We start from the raw sequence: 17,502 nt of genomic DNA on the forward strand, positions 1-17,502 counted from the left end.
AATAACTATACGACCGTCACATTTTCTCGTATATTAAGAAGAAGAATCTCGAATTTTACAACAACCCATACAAAACCTAGAAGGAACGTGAACCGTGCCGACTCGATCTGCAAAAAATACATATCACATTGGAAGTAAAAAAATTGTTCAGTATCTATTGGCAATTACTGTTTTTCTGTCCGTGCTCCTCAGCATTCGCTGGTATTGGATCGAAGCCTTCGTCCCTCCCCACCACCCGAAAGCCTCCCAAGGGGTGCTCGACTTGCGCAGTTGGGACCTCATTCATTCCAAATCCATAACATTGGACGGGGAATGGGCGTTCTACCCTGACAAACTCGCCACAAAACAGGAGCTGGAGCAAACCCATCCGCAGCATCGCTATGTGCAGGTTCCGGGAAATTGGCGGGGAAGCCAAACGAAGGAATCCGAATCCGCCTATGGTACCGGCACCTATCGGCTTCGTATTCTGATTGATCCAGCCTTAACCACTCCCCTTTCCTTCTGGATCCAACAAATTCAAGCTTCGGCGAGTGTCGAGATAAACGGGCTTAAGGTAGGGGAGATGGGCAAAACTGGAGAGGACGGAAAAGACACCTATTCACCGGCTCGAAGTCCCTTCGTTGTCGATTACGCTCCAGCTAACCACACGCAAGAAATCGATTTGATTATACGGGTGGCCAATAATGAGCATCCGCTCAAAGGCGGAATTGTAAATTCCATCAAGCTGGGATCCAGCGAAGCCATCCACGATGAACGCGGACTTTCCATCGATCTTCAACTCATTACATTCGTCGTGCTCATCCTTCATGGTCTGTATTCCTGCATCCTGTTTTTATTCAATCCGAAGGAATGGACGCTGCTTGATTTTTTCCTGCTGCTTCTCACCGCATCCGTGACGATTGTAGTGTCAGATGACGATTTACTGCTGAAATGGCTGTCCATCAACTACACTTGGGATCTTAAAACCTCCATTTTGTCTTATTCTTGGCTATCTTTTTTCATATTGAAAATGACCAGAAGTTTCACCATAAAGACTCGCAGCCGATGGTTTATCGGTTATGGCATTTCCCTGCTTCTATATTCCGGATTTATTGCAATCGCACCTGCTTCCCTTGTTTTCTGGACGGTGGAATATAAAGTTTTTAGCATTTATTATATATTGCCGGTTGTCATCTCTATCTATATGTTCGGGAGAATGGTGGCTGCAAGCCGGGATGACGCGATCTTTCTGCTCCTGGCAGCCAGCGGCATTTTCTCCAGCGTGATCTGGGGAGCGCTTAACAAATATCAAGAGCTTCCAACCGTATACTACCCCGTTGATGTCATCTCGGCCATCATCGGTTTCTCGGCCTATTGGTTTAAGCGTTATTTCCGTAATGCCGATAAAATCAGCAAGCTCAACCGCCAATTACAGAAAGCGGACAAAATGAAAGACCGGTTTCTAGCCCAGACGTCACATGAGCTGCGAACGCCGCTGCACGGGATCATGAATATCGCCCAGAGTGTGACGGACAGGGAGCAGCATCATATGGACAGTCGAAGTGCAGAGGATATGAATCTCCTTATTAAGGTTGGACGTCAGATGTCGCATTTGCTGAATGATCTCCTGGACGCAGTAAGGCTGAGGGAAAAGCGAATCATACTGCATACCGAGCCGCTGTCCCTGCCCTCTGTCGTAAATGGCGTTATCGATATCTTGAAGTATTTAGTCGAAGGAAAAGCCGTAGAGTTGAAAATGAACTTAGACATATCCGAAGCCCTCCCACTTGTTATGGCTGATGAAAAGAGGCTTGTGCAAATCCTCATGAATGTACTGCATAATGCCATCAAACATACCGAGGAAGGAATCATTGCCGTATCGGCCATCGCCAAGAACGGGCAAATGATCATCGAGGTAACGGACACGGGAACAGGAATGGATCAGGAAACACAGCAGCGTGTATTTCTGCCATACGAACAAGGCGATCCCGGATACGGCGACACCAACGGCATCGGTTTGGGCCTTAGCATCAGCAGAGAGCTGGTAGAACTTCATGGCGGCAGCATGACGGTTCACTCCGAAGTCGGAAAGGGTTCAACGTTTACCTTCACCCTTCCTTTGGCTGATTCGACGGATATAGAGATTTCTCCGAGCATATTGACCGAGCGGCTCGGAGCCTATGAAGAAATGGCAGCAAGCCGGAACGACCTCAACGGCCAGCCGCTCCTAACCGTAGAAGCGCCGTCCATGGAAGAGCAGATGAATATCCTGGCGGTTGACGATAATCTTGTAAATTTAAGAGTGCTTACCAGCATACTGATGACTGAACCTTACCACCTGCAATTAGCAACTTCGGCCGGAGAAGCGCTGGAATTGCTCGGAACGAAACCATGGGATTTGGTTATCGCAGACGTGATGATGCCGCAGATTTCAGGCTACAAGCTGACACGGATGATAAGAGAGCGTTATTCCCCTTCCGAACTCCCTGTGCTTCTGCTGACGGCGCGCAGCGAGCCCTCCGACATGTATGCGGGATTTCGGGCAGGTGCTAACGATTATGTCACGAAACCGGTGGACCCGATGGAGCTTAAATACCGTATCCAGTCATTAATTACATTAAAACAGTCCGTAAACGAGCGTCTTCGTATGGAGGCCGCTTATCTGCAAGCGCAAATCCATCCGCATTTTCTGTTTAACACCTTGAATTCCATCCACGCTTTGAGTGAAATTGATGTGGAAAGAATGCGAAAACTTAATGAGGCTTTTAGTTCATACCTGCAAATCAGTTTTCAATATCAAAACTCCGGCAAATTTGTCTCACTATCGGAAGAACTCGAACTCGTACGCGCTTACTTGTATGTTGAGAAGGAGCGACATGGTAACCGGCTCCATGTCATATGGAACCTGGATCAGGACGCAAACCTCCTGCTTCCTCCCTTAACGATTCAGCCTCTGGTCGAGAATGCGGTACAGCACGGTATTATCCCAATAGCTAAAGGCGGCACCGTCGAAATCCATATAATCCGTCAGGAGCAGTCCACGCTAATTCAGGTCAAGGATAATGGCATGGGAATGAATAAAGAAAAAGTACAGGAGTTGCTGGATGCTCCGCGCAAGGACAAAAGAGGGATCGGTCTGTATAACACAAATCGCAGACTAATTCAGACGTATGGGAGCGGTCTTTCCATTCAAAGCGAGGTCCGGGAGGGGACAAGCGTATCTTTTGTCATCCCTGATCCGGAGGAATAGCATCTCTTAACAGAAAAAGGAGGGGGTCCCGTCAGACACCCTCCTTTTTTTCAAATATAGACGGATCCGATTGCTTCGGGTTCTTGTTCCTTCTGCCATTAACTTGATCAGGATCGCCGCAAACGAATAAGATGCTCCAGTCTAGCAGCTCACGATACAACTCCGATATAAAACCCGTCATACCCCTTACTTCCCACCGTTTGAATAGCTGTGCCGGAAATGGCGGAGTGGGCGGACAGCATATCCATGAATTTGCGGATACCGTGCACCCGAGGGTCTGTGCTGTGATGATCGATAACTTCTCCATCACGGATCACATTATCGCTAATAATGACGGTGCCTGGCCGTGAGAACTGTAACGCCCACTTCAAATAATTCGGATTGTTGGGTTTATCGGCATCGATAAAGATCAGGTCAAACGGCTTCACCTTCTCTTTGGCCAGCTGCTCCAACTGCAGCAGGGCATCGCCTACCCGGATTTCCACTCTATCCTGTAGTCCGGCCAATACCACGTTGGATTTGGCAACCTCGGCATGATGCGGATCGAGCTCCAGTGAAATTAGTTGCCCCTCAGCCCCAATCGCCCTAGCCATCCAGATCGTACTGTAACCTCCCAGCGTACCGATCTCCAAAATTCGTTTCGCGCCTTTGATCTGAACGATGACTTTCAGCAGCTTACCTTGAGCCTTGGATACATCAATTTCCGGCAATCCGGCCTCGCGATTTGCAGCTAACACCTTCTCCAGCACCTCATCATAAGGAATCAAATGTTCTGTGATATAATCATCCACTTTTTCCCAAGTTGCAGCTGCAGCATCCTTCTTTTTCATGTCCGTTTCCTCCCTTATTCTCCATCTGGATCTTACAAAATCATTGTATGTGATTTAATGTTATAGATATAATATATATTTAAAATACTTATATAACTTAAATATATGATTGGATTGGAGTTCGGCTCTCATGAATTTACACGCATTACGTCTCTTTCACGTCATCGCCACAACGGGCAGTGTTACCCGTGCTGCTGAATTGTTAAATATAAGCCAACCCGCCATAACAGCCCAGATTAAAAAATTCGAGAAGGAACTCTCCCTTACTCTCTTTAAACCGCAAGGCAGGGGCATCGGATTGACGGAGGCCGGAGCCGAGCTCGTCCCGCTTGCCAAAAGACTCTTCTCTGTCGAACAGCAGATTGAACAATTCTGTCTGGATTACCGTAGCGGTTCGAGGGGACAGATCCGCTTGGCGGCAACCTATCTTCCTTCCCATTTTCTCCTGCCGGCCTGGCTTGCAAAATACAAGCAGCGGTACGAAGAAGTAGAAATGAGCATAACCACCACGAATTCAAGCGATGCGCTTAAGCAACTGTTAAATATGGATGTCGAGCTTGCGATATACGGCGGCCTGCCAGAGGAATCTCCGAATACGATACAGACCGAGGAGCTGTTCCGGGATGAGTTATGGTTTGTCGTATCCCCCGATCACCGTTATGCCAATCAGCGTATCACCCTAGAAGAGATGATGAGAGAGCCTTTTGTTATGCGGGAGGAAGGCAGTTCAACGCGGGAACGGTTATTTGCCTTATGTCGTACCCATAGCGCACCTTCCCCGCGGATCACGCTGCAATTCAATGGTCTGCACGAAGCGATCACAGCCGTCATTGCCGGATACGGTGCAAACTTTGTGTCTTCACTCGTCGTGCGGGAGTATGTGGAACGCCACGAGCTGAGCCGGGTCTATGTTGATGGAATCGAGCTGCAAAATATCATTGCAGTCTGCACCCGCAAGCATGAACCGTTATCCGCTGCCGCCATGAACTTCGTGGATATGATCCGGAATCAGTAAGTTACCGTTACATTTCCCCTATACATATTTCCTGCCGGGCTTCTCGTATTCTGATATGCCGTTGCTGATGCATTGTTATAAGCCCCGATCACATACGGAGAAGGGTCTGTCAGGTAAAGCGTATTGTTGGAGAACTCGTTATCGATTCCCCACCCCGGCACGATCTCGTGGAGCTGAAACGCATCCACAATGATGCTGTTCCCGTTCTGATAAGCCGTATTATTCCGTATGATAGCCCCATTGCCTTTCACATCGATAAAGCTGTCAGCATAATTCGCACCGCTAATTCCCTCGCCATAGAAGATGCAGTTCTCAACGAGCGTTCCCATCGACCGTTCCTTGATATCGATGTGCTCTGCCGTTATATTCGGACCAAAAATAACATTACGTATCGCATTGTAGTGGGTATTCTGGTTGTAGCTCGCTCCCTCTGCAGAACCTACATAGACCCCTTCCCCAAAGCCCGCTCCCGTCTTGCCCGTATTATGAATACGGGAGTTCTCAATGGAGCTATAGGATGTGCCATCCCGGAAATGCACCGCTTCGTAACCGATATGGTAAACCTCCACATCCGTGATGCGGGTAAAGTTGGAATTGTCCAGGATGATTCCCTTTTGCGCATTGGTAAACTTTAGATTGCGTATGATCCAGTAGTCGCCCCGAACGCGTAAACTGTAACCAGAACCTGCGGAATACCCGGAAATAATGGCTGGTTCAGTCGGGTTCTGGCTCTCGATGACGATAGGCTTCAGGGCAGTTCCCTCGACATCCGTGGAGAAACTTCCCGTGTATGTCCCGGGTGCCAGGACAATTCGCTTCCCGGGTACCACGTTCTTCAATGCGCTCTGCAAACATGACGTTGTGGAACAAGCGATAAGATCCGACGGATCAGGGTTCGGCGTGCCCCCGCCGCCGTTTTCGGAATTGCATGGTCCTTTATCCTGCCACACGCCCCAAAGGCCAGTGGTTCCCGGCTCTTCGCCAGTCGTCCACCATTTCGCCTTCCACCGTTTCCCGAGATGCGATACTCCAGCTCCGCTCTTGTAAGCGCTACCAACATTCCAGGGAATATTCGTGCATTCGGCAAGAGCCGTACCCTTTCTACTTAATGTATCCTTTCCACCGGATACCACTGACGACTCGGCATTAGCATAGTCCGATCTAACCCATGTAGACGTCAATAACAGCAGCGTCAAAATGACTAATATCGGTTTGATCAGGCCGCGGTTCGTTCCCGTATTTCTCATCAAACATGCCATCCTCCTTCAAATTGATCATGATATGCATCATTAACATATTAATGTGAAGGAGAATCAAAACATTCCATTCATGAGGTTAATAATCGATTCAACACCGCTCTCATAAAGGGCCGACTTAAGCCGGCGCTCGGGAGGCGCGGCGTCGGCAACGGCCTCCATTCGGTCCATCATCCGAAGCGTAACGTCATCCCGAAGCAAGCCGTAAAATTTCTTTTTCGCGTCCCGCCAGATCCAGGATCTTTTGGGGCACCCCTTTTTTGTCTATTTTTCTTAAGCTTGATTATTAAATTCGCCGAACGCGTTAACCTTTAATGGAGCCAATCATGACGCCTTTCTCAAAATATTTTTGCATAAACGGATAAATGAGTAGAATCGGAAGCGTTGATACGATAATGACCCCGTACTTGATCTGATCGGCATACCGCTGGGCATATCCTCCTGCATCCCCACCTGTTCCGGCACCGCTTGAGAACACCTGGTTCGACAGCAGAATATCCCGCAGAACGATTTGCAGCGGCTGGAGCTTCGTGTCCCGTATATAGATCAGCGCGGTGAAGAAATCATTCCAATGCCCCACCAAATAATAAAGTCCGATGACGGATACCAAGGCTTTGGACAGCGGCAAGGCCACTTTGAAGAAAAAGGTGAAGTGGGAGCAGCCGTCCATGACGGCCGCCTCATGTAGCTCCTGCGGCAGCGAGTTTTCAAAAAACGTCCGCGCAATGATCAAATAGAACACATTCACGGAGAACGGGAGAATGAACACCCAGATGGTGTTGGTCAGTCCAAGCCCCTTCATCAACAAATAGGTGGGAATCAGCCCCCCATTGAAAAACATCGTGATCACGAAAATGAACATGATGATTCGTCTGGCGCGAAATTCCTTTCTGGACAGCACGTAAGCTGCCGGAAGCGTGAACAGCATGTTAACCAAGGTTCCAAACACTGTGTAAAACAGCGTATTTCGATACCCGGTCCAAATTCGCATATCCTTGAAAATCTCCTGGTAACCGAAAAAGCTGATGTTTTTGGGGATAAACATAACCTTCCCCGTCGATACGAGCGTTGAGTCGCTGAACGAAGCAATGATGATAAAGTACAGCGGATAGGCGATCAGCAGAAAAATCAAACCGCTCAGAAAACCCAATATGATCTTAAACGCTATCTCCTTACCGTTGATGCGCGTCCTACTATGTTCATGTTCCACAACCGTTTCTCCTTCCCCGATCATTAGAATAGGCTCGTTTCCGACATTCTCTTCGATATCGTGTTCATCGCATACAAGAATACGAAATTGATGAGCGTGTTAAACAAACCGATAGCCGAAGCCAAGCTGAATTGATTGGAGATGATCCCGATTTTATAGACGTAGGTGGCAATGACCTCCGAGACGGGAAGGTTCAGCGAATTCTGCATCAAAAATATTTTCTCGAAGCCGGTCCCGAGGATATTCCCCATGCTGAGAATAAACAGGATGATGATGGTCGGGATGAGAGCGGGAATGTCGACATACCGGATCGTCTGCCATCGGCTGGCCCCATCAATTTTGGCAGCATCATACAGCTGGGGATCAACGGTGGACAAGGCTGCAAGATAGATAATGCTGTTCCAGCCGCAATGCTGCCATATGTCGGAAAGCACATACACCGGGATAAATGTCGAGGTGGAGGCTAACAGATTGATATGCCCCAGCCCCACCGCCTTCATAAAGTGACCGACAACTCCGGTTTCGGAGGATAGCAGCACATTCAGCATGCCGACCAGCACGATGATGGATATGAAATGGGGGAGGTATACAGTGGTCTGCATCAGCTGCTTCATTCTTTTTCTGCGGATCTGGTTAAGAATGAGAGCCAATATGATCGGAGCCGGAAAGCCGAGCACGATCGTAGCCAAACTGATCAGAAATGTGTTACGCATTAAATCCGTGAACAGATAACTGTCGATGAATTGCTGAAAGTAGGCAAGCCCTCGCCACTCGCCGCCAGTCAAGCCTTTGCTGAAATCGTAATCCCGAAAAGCAAGCTGGATTCCGTACATCGGGATATAGTTAAACAACAGGATGACGATAATAGCCGGAAAAATCATAATCCACAGCTGATAATCTCGTCTGAAGGTGTTCTGTCTTTTACGGATTTCCATATCCTCCCTCCTAGTTTTGATTCATGTAGTCGTCATAATATTTTTGCATAATTTCCAAGTTCTGCTTCAGGCCTGCTTTCTCGCTTTCCTTGATGTACGTGTCCCATTCGGATTCCACTCCGCCCTTGGTCACCCATTTGGCAAAGCTGGATTCCGCCAGATTCATCACATTGGTGTTGTTCAGGCTCATGGCGTTATTGTCCATGGTGGAATATTTAATAAACATGCCAGGAAACACGTCCTTGTCGGGATCCACTTCTAAAGCAGCCTCCAGAGGCTCCGATTGTCCCAGCACCTCCTGCATATCGGTGCCGAGCGTCAGCTTCAAGGAATCGGGGATATAAAATGCGCCGTTGTCCGCCATCGTTGAGGTCCATTTCCATGTTCCCGGATCCATCTTGGCATCGGAAGGAGGCAAAACGGCATATGTACCGTCACCGTTATCTTTAATATTCGGACCGATGGATCCGAACAGCACTTGCATACCCACCTCGGGCGCATAGAGCTCGTTGATGAATTTCATGGCCGCTTCCTTGTTCTTGGTCTTGGCGGACATGACAATATGGTTGGGTCCATAGTTCAGCGAGTAATGATCATAGCTCCAGGACAGCTTCCCTGCATAATCTGCAGATACTTTCATCGGCGGCATGGAAGCATACTGCGGTGCCAACTGCTCACCGAAACGGTCGGAAGCCACCCATCCCCAGGTGAAGCCGACCTTCGCCGTGTCCCCCTCGCCGCGCGCAATGGATTGATATTTCGTATAATCATGGGTGAACACTTCCGGGTTAATCAGCCCCGCCTTGTACAGCTTGTTCAGGAATATAACCATCGTTTTGTACCGTTCATCCGTCAGGAAGTTCTTCACCTGTCCGTCCTCCACAAAATAGCCCTGCCCGCTGCCATCTGTCAGCGTAATGCCCATGCTGCCCAAGAGTACCGCAGGGTTAAAATATCCGCCGATGCCTCCCGGCCAATCCATCGGAATCTCGTCACGGGGATCGCCGTTGCCGTTGGCATCGTTCTCTTTGAAGGCAACGAGCACTTCATACAGCTCATCCCATGTCGTCGGCATGCTCAGTCCGAGGTGATCCAGCCACTGCTGGTTAATGAATTGCCTGCTGGCGGAAGCCGGCCAGAACCGCTGATATTTCGGTAGACCGTATATTTTGCCGTCCGACTGCGTTGCAATCACTTTCGTATCCGGTTTTTCATTAAACATGTTCTGTACGTTGGGTGCTTGATCAAGCATGCCGGACAGATCCTGGAAGAGCCCCTGGAACTGCGCAAAGTCGGCATCCGTAATCACGTTCGGTCCGATAAACAGATCCGGTATATCCCCGCTGGCTAGCATCGTCCCTTTCTTCTGTCCCCAATCCGCGGTAATCTCCTGCCATTCGATGTCCACGCCCGCCGTCTCCTCAGCCTTTTGCAGCCATTCCATTTCAGCCAGCGGCTTCGTAAGCGGATGCTTGGTAATGATGGCAGTGAGTTTTACTTTTTTGCCTGTTTGATCTCCGGGTGTTTCGGCCGATTCGTTAGCGTCACCTCCGCCCCCGCTGCATCCTGCTAATAATAATGCAGAGATGACGATAAGCGAGATGAAAACGTTTACCCTTTTCTTCATTCCATTACCTCCTGATTTGGTTTGTTGGTCTGGTCCATGGGGGAGTGCGGCCATGTTTTGGCCTTGCCTTGGGACATATTTCACTCTAAACGGAGGGGAAGAGCCCCGTAAACGAACAGTTTTTTAAGCATCCTCATTTTTTGAAAGCGCTTTTAATTAAAGAGGTGAAAGTGCGACCAGTCCGGATCGCTACAGGGAATTCAAATATTGTATATGTTCAAAAATTGAAGCTGCTCGGCTTTAAGAAAGCGCCGGCAAAGAAGCGTATAACGAAAAAAGTTTACAAAAGACCGCTGTAAGCTGCCTTATTCGGCATCAGCGGTCTTCGTTTTATGCTTTATGCGTATTTCGATATTGACCAGGTGTCGTACCCACCATCTTTTTGAAGGAACGGATAAAACTCGAGGTGTTGGTGTATCCGACCTGTTGGGAAATGGATTCGAGGGTCTCCGCGCTGTCCCGCAGAAGCTGTATGGATTTCTGGATGCGAAGCTGATCGATATACTCTTTGAAATTTTGCCCCATCGTTTTCTTGAAGTGATGGCTGAAGTTGGAGACCGACATATCAAAATAATCGGCCATCATCTGCAGCGAGCAGTTTGGATCCATTCCTTTCTCCGCAATAAGGGACAGAATCTCTTCCTGCGTTGCCGTACGGGACACGGGGAGCGTTTCACTGATCATATCGCATAGCTTGGCATAACTCTCCCTGATAATTCCGATCATCTGCTCCAGTGTATAACGGTGGTTAAATGCCGCCTCGGTTAGCCGAAGCAGGCTCTGGTCGTCATGACGGAACCGCTGGAGGCCGTTGAAGATAACGGTAACCGTATTGAGGTACACGCTCCGTATCATATGCGGCGGCAGGCTGTCATTGCTTAAGTAACCGATCATTCGCTCCGCCAAAGAGGACAGCATGGCCGCATCGTTCTTGAGGATCGCAAGCTCGAGGGATTGCAGGATTTCGGCAAAATAGGAGACGGCTCCGGTTTGGGGGACCTCGAGGTTGTCAAAGACCAGCACGGTCCCGGTCTTCCGGATGCGCAGAAACTCCGCTGTGCGGAGCGCCTGCAGGTAGGAGAGATGGAGGTCCACCGGCGATTGGGCAGCGCTAGGCTTGCCGATGCCAATCGCCGTCTGTTGGCCGGTACGCTCCAAGATTTCTTCCTGCAGCCGCTCTAGGCAGGATTTAATAGGGAAATCATCTGTATGGGAGCACGCCAGAATCAATTCCTGCTGATAGATGCTCTTGAAGAAGTAACCCTGGGCATCATCAGGTAGCAGGCCCTCATATTCCCGGCAGCAAGCCAATATCTTGTCCATCCCTGCTCCATCCGCTTCACAACATAATACGGCAACCGTGAAGTTATCATGATGAAACCGGATGCCGACCCTGCAGGCTTCCTGTTCAAAGTTCTCCCAGTCTGGAATATGCCCACTCACCAGCTCAAACAGCAGGTTATCCCGCATAATCGGCAAAGATCCTCTCACATGCTCATCCAGCTTGCTGTTAGCCTGCGAAAGCTCCTCCAACGTATACTTGATCGTATCAATCTCATTCATCGGTTTTCGCTCCTGCGGTTCAAACACATGTACGGCCAGATCAACCAGACGTCGAATTGGCTGGTAGTTCTTCCGGATGGATACGTAGATGATGAACACTTCAAGCAGCAGGATCAGCCCGACAAGGATGGCTGTATTCAGCTGAATCGTCCGAATGCCCTGCAGGGACTTAGATACCGGCAGCAAACTCACCTATTTCCATCCATTCTTCTCCGAAACCGAGGACGATACCAGATAGTCCGATCCGCTGATTGTATGAATACCCGAGGAGGAAACTGACTCTTCCCCTAAGTCATGCACAAGCTTCTTGAAATCATCGGAGGATTGGTATGACGTGTCATTGGAGGATACCAATCGCCTTCCCTGGCCGTCTAACACAAAAAAATCGCCGCTATAGGTTTCCGAAACGGACTTCATCATCCGGACAATCGTATCCTCCCTGACCATGATCATGACGGCTCCGGGGGAATTCGAGCCCCCTACCGGCAGCGGCTGGACGAAGGTCAGCATTCTGACCCGGTTATTGCCGGGCACAACCACATTCTCCACAGGCCTGACGATAGGAGCATTAAGATCATTCAGGGTCTGGATCATATCTTCATGCGCCCAGTTTTCATAATAGTAACCGACACCCGGAATGGAGAGGTCATCCAGACTGTATGCGCTTCCAGTTTTGGAAAACAAATAACCGATGTTCTTCACATACAGCAAGGTGTTGTAAATAAAAGCATCGGTTGCATTGTATTTTTTCATCTCATTGGCAATAAGCACCCGCTGGTAGTCGCTTTCCTCCGCCTTATACATTTTGAATTCCCGGTTCTGCACCAGCTCAAACGGCAGATTGTACACATACCTTGTAAACGTATCCATCGATGTCATAAACTGCTCCGTAATATGCGCATTCCAGTCCATTTCCTTCTCTTTCACCACTTCTGCCGAATAAGGATAGTAATAGCACAGAATGACAATCACGGGAAACATCAGCACAAGCAAATAGGAAATCAATAATTTTGTCAGCAGGTTAATCTTATGGATTCGCAAGCGGCGACCACCTCCCTATCCTTCATACCCAATCTGAAAATGTTATCTATAAGAATACGTAATTTTCAAAAAAAAGAAAACTCATTTCCTGTTATAACCTTTGGAAATGAGTTTTTTGATATGTGTACTATTTTAGTGGCATGTGGCAGCAGTCAAGAGGATTGTTCCACTCCCCATTTTTCGGCCCACTTCTCCATCTCCTTCAAAGAATCCAGGAAGTCCAGTCCCTTCTCGGTCAATGAATACTCAACGGATATCGGAACGGTAGGGAATACCTCACGTCTTACAATACCGTTTCCTTCCAAATGCCGCAGCACATCCGTTAAGGATTGCGTCTTGATAATAGCTGCATCCCGATGAAGCTGATTAAAACGTTTCGCTCCTTGAGCTAATTGCGCGATGACAAGAAACGCCCATTTGGCTCCAAGAATTTGCAGCACTGAGCAGATATGATTGAACGCCGGCGTTTCCTGAAAGTCTTCTTTAACCGGTTCCACTGCCTCACCCCATTACTAACTAATCGTAAGTTAGTCAAAATGATTGGATAATATCCAAATACTTTGCCTTCTTACATAATATATGCGTCTTACTTATAATACAAACACAAAGAGATTTCAAGTTAATGCAACTCGCTTGCGGCATGTGCTAGCCATGATCGCAGAGGGTAGTGATCTCCTAACGAAGGGATGAATTAAATATGAATCGATTTACGATATATTTATTGGCGCTTGGGGTTTTTCTTACTGCCACCTCGGAACTGGTCGTCTCCGGTATTCTGTATGCAATCGCAGACGATCTTCGTATTTCCTTGGCCTTTGCCGGCCAGCTGATTACCGCTTATTCGCTTGCTTTTGCAATTGGAACACCGATTCTGGTCTCGCTCACCGCTCGGTTCAACCGTAAAAAAGTGCTGGTCGGCTCTCTTCTGCTGTTTATTGCCGGCAGTCTCGTTTCCTATTTCAGCACTGAAGTCTGGATGCTCATGGGTTCCCGCATCATCCTGGGGGTAAGCTCAGGAATGTATCTCGTTGCCGCAATGGGGACAGCAGCCAAGCTGGTATCACCGGATACATTAGGCCGTGCCATCGGCACCATCGTGCTGGGTTTCAGCAGCGCCATGGTGCTGGGCGTACCGATCGGAATATGGATCACGAATCTGCTGAACTGGCAATCGATCTTTCTGCTGCTGGCTCTGCTCAGTCTGCTGGTCGCCTTTATCCTGATCAAACTCCTGCCAGATGTTGAAGGGGACGCCCCCGTTCCCTTTCACCAGCAATTCAAAGTGCTGGGGAGTCTCGTCATCGTGAGCGCGCTGCTGCTTACGTTCTTCCGGGAATCCGGCAACTCGGTACTGTTCACGTATGTTACGCCATTTATCCAGGATATCTTCCATATCGCTCCGTCAGGCATCAGTATCATTATGCTCGGCTTTGGACTATTTGGAGCGATCGGCTCCAGACTCGGCGGATATGGGGTCGACCGGTTTGGGCCAGCGAAAGTGATTACCCTCAGCACGCTCATTCATATCGCGGTATTCGCATTTCTTCCGCTGCTCATAGGCCAATCGTTTATAGGACTCGGGCTGATGGGAATCATGGTGCTGTCCATGTTTGCGGCGGGTCCGGCCGTTCAGAGTTATTTTATACAGAAGGCACCGGGCTCCTCCAATCTGATTCTCAGCTTAAACACCTCCATTGTGCACCTCGGGTTAGCCGCAGGCGCGGGTGCAGGAGGCTTCATGGTCAATACGACATCCACGCTTCAATATCATCCATGGCTCGGTGGATTCGTGCTCACACTAGGCCTGGCTGCAGGACTTGTCAGCTTCTCGGCCGGTCGAAAGACATGGGTTCCAAAATCGGCTTGACCTCACCCGCTCCATCATATGAAATTTGCCCAAGCCACCCTGCCAACGGGTGGCTTGCATGCTGCTGGTTCCAAAAATGGGCTCACGCATGATTGCCCATGGGAATAACGTATTTTATGGGTCAACGCCTATTACAATATGAAGGGCAGGAATCACAGTGGCAACCTCTTATATGGATTTCACCTCACCGTCCGTTCGGTATACTTATGATATGAGCAATAATCCGTTTTTCAAAAAAGATAGCCGAAATTATATTAATTCTCTCTCCATAAAAGAATTGAACACGCTCGGCAACGCTTCCCTGCTGGATATATACCTCAGCACCGGAAACGTGATAGAGCCGCATATCCATCAGAATGCATCGGAATTGGTGTATGTCATTTCTGGTGCAGTCATCGTCTCTATCGTCAATCCATTTACGAAGGAGCTGCTAAACTTCACGTTAACGCCCGGTCAGGTTGTGCTCGTGCCCCAAGGCTGGTGGCATTATGAAATGGCGACGGTTGACAACACCCACCTGATCGCGATTTTTGACGCACCGGTGCCTGAGTTTATTGGAGGCTCGGATCTTTTGAGATTGACGCCGGCCAGCGTGTTCGCTCACACCTACTGCCTGGATGAAGCCAAAGTCAAGGATACTCTCGCTCCGATTACCGATACGGTTATCATCGGCCCGCCCAACGACTGCTCGCTGCAAGAGCAAGTGCAAGGGCAGATGAAACATCCTCAGTATTTGTCACATCATAATCAGCACTATTATCATCAAGAAACATCTGGTAATCGTCGAGACTATGAGCTTCTTCAGCAGCAGCAACAGCAATACCAACAACAGCAGCTGCAATTTCAGCAGCAGCAACAGCAACCGATGTTCCAGCAGCAATTTCAAGCTCAGGATCAACCGCAGCATGGAGCATATGCTGCTGAACCGCAGCGAACATCAGGTCCATCACAAGAGCAATTCCGTTCACAACAGCAATTACAAGAACAACAGCGTCAGCAATTCATCCAACAGCAGCGGCAGCTGCCATTCTTACAGCGCCAGCTGATTGGAAATGGCTGGGATCAATTCTGATCAACCTTTTGGTGATAGGTCCTCGAGCACAATACGCAGCATCACTATTCGTCAGTGATGCTGCGTATTTCTCTTTTTTATATGGAATTATATTATTTAGGAAGACCGGATGCTCCCGTTATTTTCATCTTCCGGCACGTAATGTTCTCAGGCCGCGTAACCGATATGGACCACTGTATACCCGAGGTCAGATTAACCAGACTTAAGTAATATCCGTGTCCTGCGCCGGTATCAATACCCAGCTTACCGTCGCCATACCAGAGCTCCTCTGGCGGTACACCTAGACGAAATGTAGACGTATGACCGAATACAATCGTTTTATCCAACCATCGGGGGGACAGAAAAAACGGCTCGCGAATTTCCGTTAATTCTTCCGGGCTCTGAGCATGAAGCGGAATTCCGGGCCGAATGCCTGCATGCACAAACAAGTATTGATTATACTCGGTCCATAGCGGCATTGTTGCTATGAACTGCTGATACTTCATGAGCCTGGGAGCCGCGAGCCCTGCTTGTTCCGGTCGGTGATGCAGCCATTTGCGTTCGTTATTACCCAGCAGTGCAATAGCACCGGCATCTCGCAGTTCCTCCACATAATCCAGTGTCCCTGCTGAATCCGGTCCCTTATTTACATAATCCCCAAGCAAGAACAAGCGGTCCACCTCCGGATCATAATGTACATGCCGCAGGAGAGTTTCAAGCAGATAACCGTAGCCATGAACATCCGAAACCGCGTACACCTGACTCATGGGGCTAACATACTGCTGTCTGCATATATCATGGTTTGATCCGGAGACAGTCGTATCAACAATTCGCTTCCGGCATCCACGCTGCAATCATGGAATAAATGAATGGGCTGCTGATCTGCCGTTTCCACAATGACTCTCCATCTTGTTCCTTCGTACACCGTCTGCACCACCGTCACCTTCAGCAGGCTCCCTTCCTGCGAAGCTTCGCCGCGCCAAATCCGGATGGATTCAGGATGGACCATCATCACGGCCCTGCCGTCTCCCTTATCCACGCCGATGCGGAGTCCGGCTATCGGACTCCCGGCAAGCATGGCTATTGGCTGTCCATCCTGGGTCAGTTTGGCTTCCAACTGATTATGATAGCCCATGAGCTGCGCAACCCAAGGGCTTGCCGGTCTCTCAAACAACGCCCTCGGCTCCCCGAATTGGTCAATTCCTCCATCCCGTAAAATCAGGATTCGATCAGCGACCGTAAATGCCTCCATACGATCATGCGTCACATACAGGGTAGCGATGGATAATTCGCCGAGCAATCTGGCCAATTCACCGCGCATATCCGTTCTAAGTTTGACATCCAGATTAGACAACGGTTCATCCATTAATATCAGCTTTGGCTCTGTTGCCAACGCTCTCGCTATGCCTACTCGCTGCTGCTGACCGCCAGACAGTTGGGCCGGCAGGCGGTCCAATAAGCCTTCCAGCTTCAGAAGCGACTGGAGTCGATCCAATGTATTCGCTCTGTCTTTAGTGTCTAACTTTCGGCGTTTCATCCCATACTCCATATTTTGTTTCACCGTCATATGCGGCCAAAGGGCATAATCTTGAAACACCATATTAATGGGCCGGTTCTCCGGGGGAATATAGTGTCTCCCCCGTTCAACGGTGACCCCCGCCATCTCTACCTCGCCTGAATCTATGCGCTGAAGTCCGGCAACCATCTGCAGCAGCGTCGATTTTCCGCAGCCCGATGGACCGAGAATGCAAATGCGTTCCCCTTCCCTCACTTCAAACGTGATCGGCTTCAAGACTTGCTGCGAGCCGAATGATTTCGATACGCCCTTTACCTTTAGGATCATTCCACTCTCCATCCTTTCTAAGTTGGATCACGCTC

Annotated in this window: 14 protein-coding genes; 4 read left to right on the plus strand and 10 right to left on the minus strand. The window is 49.1% G+C overall.

Annotated features, from left to right (window positions below):
• Positions 1–94 precede the first annotated feature (94 nt).
• Positions 95–3,229, plus strand: coding sequence for an ATP-binding protein (locus NYE54_RS25010; RefSeq protein ID WP_339266972.1), 3,135 nt, complete (start codon positions 95–97; stop codon positions 3,227–3,229).
• A gap of 149 nt (positions 3,230–3,378) precedes the next feature.
• Here the strand turns inward: NYE54_RS25010 and NYE54_RS25015 are convergent, their stop codons facing one another.
• The gene (locus NYE54_RS25015; RefSeq protein WP_339266974.1) at positions 3,379–4,059 is read right to left on the minus strand and encodes an O-methyltransferase; all 681 of its coding nucleotides are present in this window, start codon (positions 4,057–4,059) and stop codon (positions 3,379–3,381) included.
• A gap of 130 nt (positions 4,060–4,189) precedes the next feature.
• On the opposite strand from NYE54_RS25015, the gene NYE54_RS25020 reads away from it, so the two are divergent.
• Positions 4,190–5,074 carry a LysR family transcriptional regulator gene (locus tag NYE54_RS25020; RefSeq protein ID WP_339266976.1) on the plus strand — a complete coding sequence of 295 codons (885 nt, stop codon included), beginning with the start codon at positions 4,190–4,192 and terminating at the stop codon, positions 5,072–5,074.
• Here NYE54_RS25020 and NYE54_RS25025 read toward each other — a convergent pair.
• The 7 genes from NYE54_RS25025 to NYE54_RS25055 form a co-directional block, all read right to left on the minus strand.
• Entirely contained in the window at positions 5,068–6,321 is a 1,254-nt protein-coding gene (locus tag NYE54_RS25025) for a carbohydrate-binding protein (protein ID WP_339273648.1), read from the minus strand. The two genes, NYE54_RS25020 and NYE54_RS25025, sit on opposite strands and share 7 nt — an antisense overlap.
• A gap of 313 nt (positions 6,322–6,634) precedes the next feature.
• Positions 6,635–7,564 carry a carbohydrate ABC transporter permease gene (locus NYE54_RS25030; RefSeq protein WP_076324131.1) on the minus strand — a complete coding sequence of 310 codons (930 nt, stop codon included), beginning with the start codon at positions 7,562–7,564 and terminating at the stop codon, positions 6,635–6,637.
• Positions 7,564–8,475 carry an ABC transporter permease subunit gene (locus tag NYE54_RS25035; RefSeq protein ID WP_339266978.1) on the minus strand — a complete coding sequence of 304 codons (912 nt, stop codon included), beginning with the start codon at positions 8,473–8,475 and terminating at the stop codon, positions 7,564–7,566. The genes NYE54_RS25030 and NYE54_RS25035 overlap by 1 nt, the downstream gene beginning before the upstream one ends.
• Positions 8,476–8,485: 10 nt before the next feature.
• The gene (locus NYE54_RS25040; protein WP_339266979.1) at positions 8,486–10,102 is read right to left on the minus strand and encodes an ABC transporter substrate-binding protein; all 1,617 of its coding nucleotides are present in this window, start codon (positions 10,100–10,102) and stop codon (positions 8,486–8,488) included.
• Between the two features lie 330 nt (positions 10,103–10,432).
• Positions 10,433–11,857, minus strand: coding sequence for a helix-turn-helix domain-containing protein (locus tag NYE54_RS25045; protein WP_339266980.1), 1,425 nt, complete (start codon positions 11,855–11,857; stop codon positions 10,433–10,435).
• Positions 11,858–12,706, minus strand: coding sequence for a cache domain-containing protein (locus tag NYE54_RS25050; protein ID WP_339266982.1), 849 nt, complete (start codon positions 12,704–12,706; stop codon positions 11,858–11,860).
• Between the two features lie 152 nt (positions 12,707–12,858).
• Positions 12,859–13,203, minus strand: a complete 345-nt coding sequence (locus tag NYE54_RS25055) for a helix-turn-helix domain-containing protein (protein ID WP_339266984.1) — start codon at positions 13,201–13,203, stop codon at positions 12,859–12,861.
• 200 nt (positions 13,204–13,403) lie between these two features.
• Between NYE54_RS25055 and NYE54_RS25060 the strand changes: the two genes are divergently transcribed.
• Together NYE54_RS25060 and NYE54_RS25065 are read left to right on the plus strand one after the other, a co-directional pair.
• Positions 13,404–14,573 (plus strand): MFS transporter, encoded by a 1,170-nt coding sequence (locus NYE54_RS25060; RefSeq protein ID WP_339266985.1) that lies wholly within the window; start codon positions 13,404–13,406, stop codon positions 14,571–14,573.
• Positions 14,574–14,730: 157 nt separating this feature from the next.
• Positions 14,731–15,645: a cupin domain-containing protein gene (locus NYE54_RS25065; protein WP_339266987.1), complete on the plus strand. Its 915-nt coding sequence runs from the start codon at positions 14,731–14,733 to the stop codon at positions 15,643–15,645.
• A 92-nt stretch (positions 15,646–15,737) separates the two neighbouring features.
• Here NYE54_RS25065 and NYE54_RS25070 read toward each other — a convergent pair whose 3' ends face one another.
• Together NYE54_RS25070 and NYE54_RS25075 are read right to left on the minus strand one after the other, a co-directional pair.
• Entirely contained in the window at positions 15,738–16,391 is a 654-nt protein-coding gene (locus NYE54_RS25070) for a metallophosphoesterase (protein ID WP_339266989.1), read from the minus strand.
• Complete coding sequence (locus NYE54_RS25075) at positions 16,388–17,467, minus strand: ABC transporter ATP-binding protein (protein ID WP_076324139.1); 1,080 nt, start codon at positions 17,465–17,467, stop codon at positions 16,388–16,390. The genes NYE54_RS25070 and NYE54_RS25075 overlap by 4 nt, the downstream gene beginning before the upstream one ends.
• Between the last annotated feature and the right edge of the window lie 35 nt (positions 17,468–17,502).

This window comes from Paenibacillus sp. FSL K6-1330 (assembly GCF_037976825.1).
Taxonomy (GTDB): Bacteria; Bacillota; Bacilli; order Paenibacillales; family Paenibacillaceae; genus Paenibacillus_AQ.

Bases quoted from the DNA above. Each gene is read 5' to 3' on its own strand.
- NYE54_RS25015 (WP_339266974.1), bottom strand. From the start codon at position 4,059: ATGAAAAAGAAGGATGCTGCAGCTGCAACTTGGGAAAAAGTGGATGAT.
- NYE54_RS25020 (WP_339266976.1), top strand. From the start codon at position 4,190: ATGAATTTACACGCATTACGTCTCTTTCACGTCATCGCCACAACGGGC.
- NYE54_RS25025 (WP_339273648.1), bottom strand. From the start codon at position 6,321: ATGAGAAATACGGGAACGAACCGCGGCCTGATCAAACCGATATTAGTC.
- NYE54_RS25030 (WP_076324131.1), bottom strand. From the start codon at position 7,564: ATGATCGGGGAAGGAGAAACGGTTGTGGAACATGAACATAGTAGGACG.
- NYE54_RS25035 (WP_339266978.1), bottom strand. From the start codon at position 8,475: ATGGAAATCCGTAAAAGACAGAACACCTTCAGACGAGATTATCAGCTG.
- NYE54_RS25040 (WP_339266979.1), bottom strand. From the start codon at position 10,102: ATGAAGAAAAGGGTAAACGTTTTCATCTCGCTTATCGTCATCTCTGCA.
- NYE54_RS25060 (WP_339266985.1), top strand. From the start codon at position 13,404: ATGAATCGATTTACGATATATTTATTGGCGCTTGGGGTTTTTCTTACT.
- NYE54_RS25070 (WP_339266989.1), bottom strand. From the start codon at position 16,391: ATGAGTCAGGTGTACGCGGTTTCGGATGTTCATGGCTACGGTTATCTG.
- NYE54_RS25075 (WP_076324139.1), bottom strand. From the start codon at position 17,467: ATGATCCTAAAGGTAAAGGGCGTATCGAAATCATTCGGCTCGCAGCAA.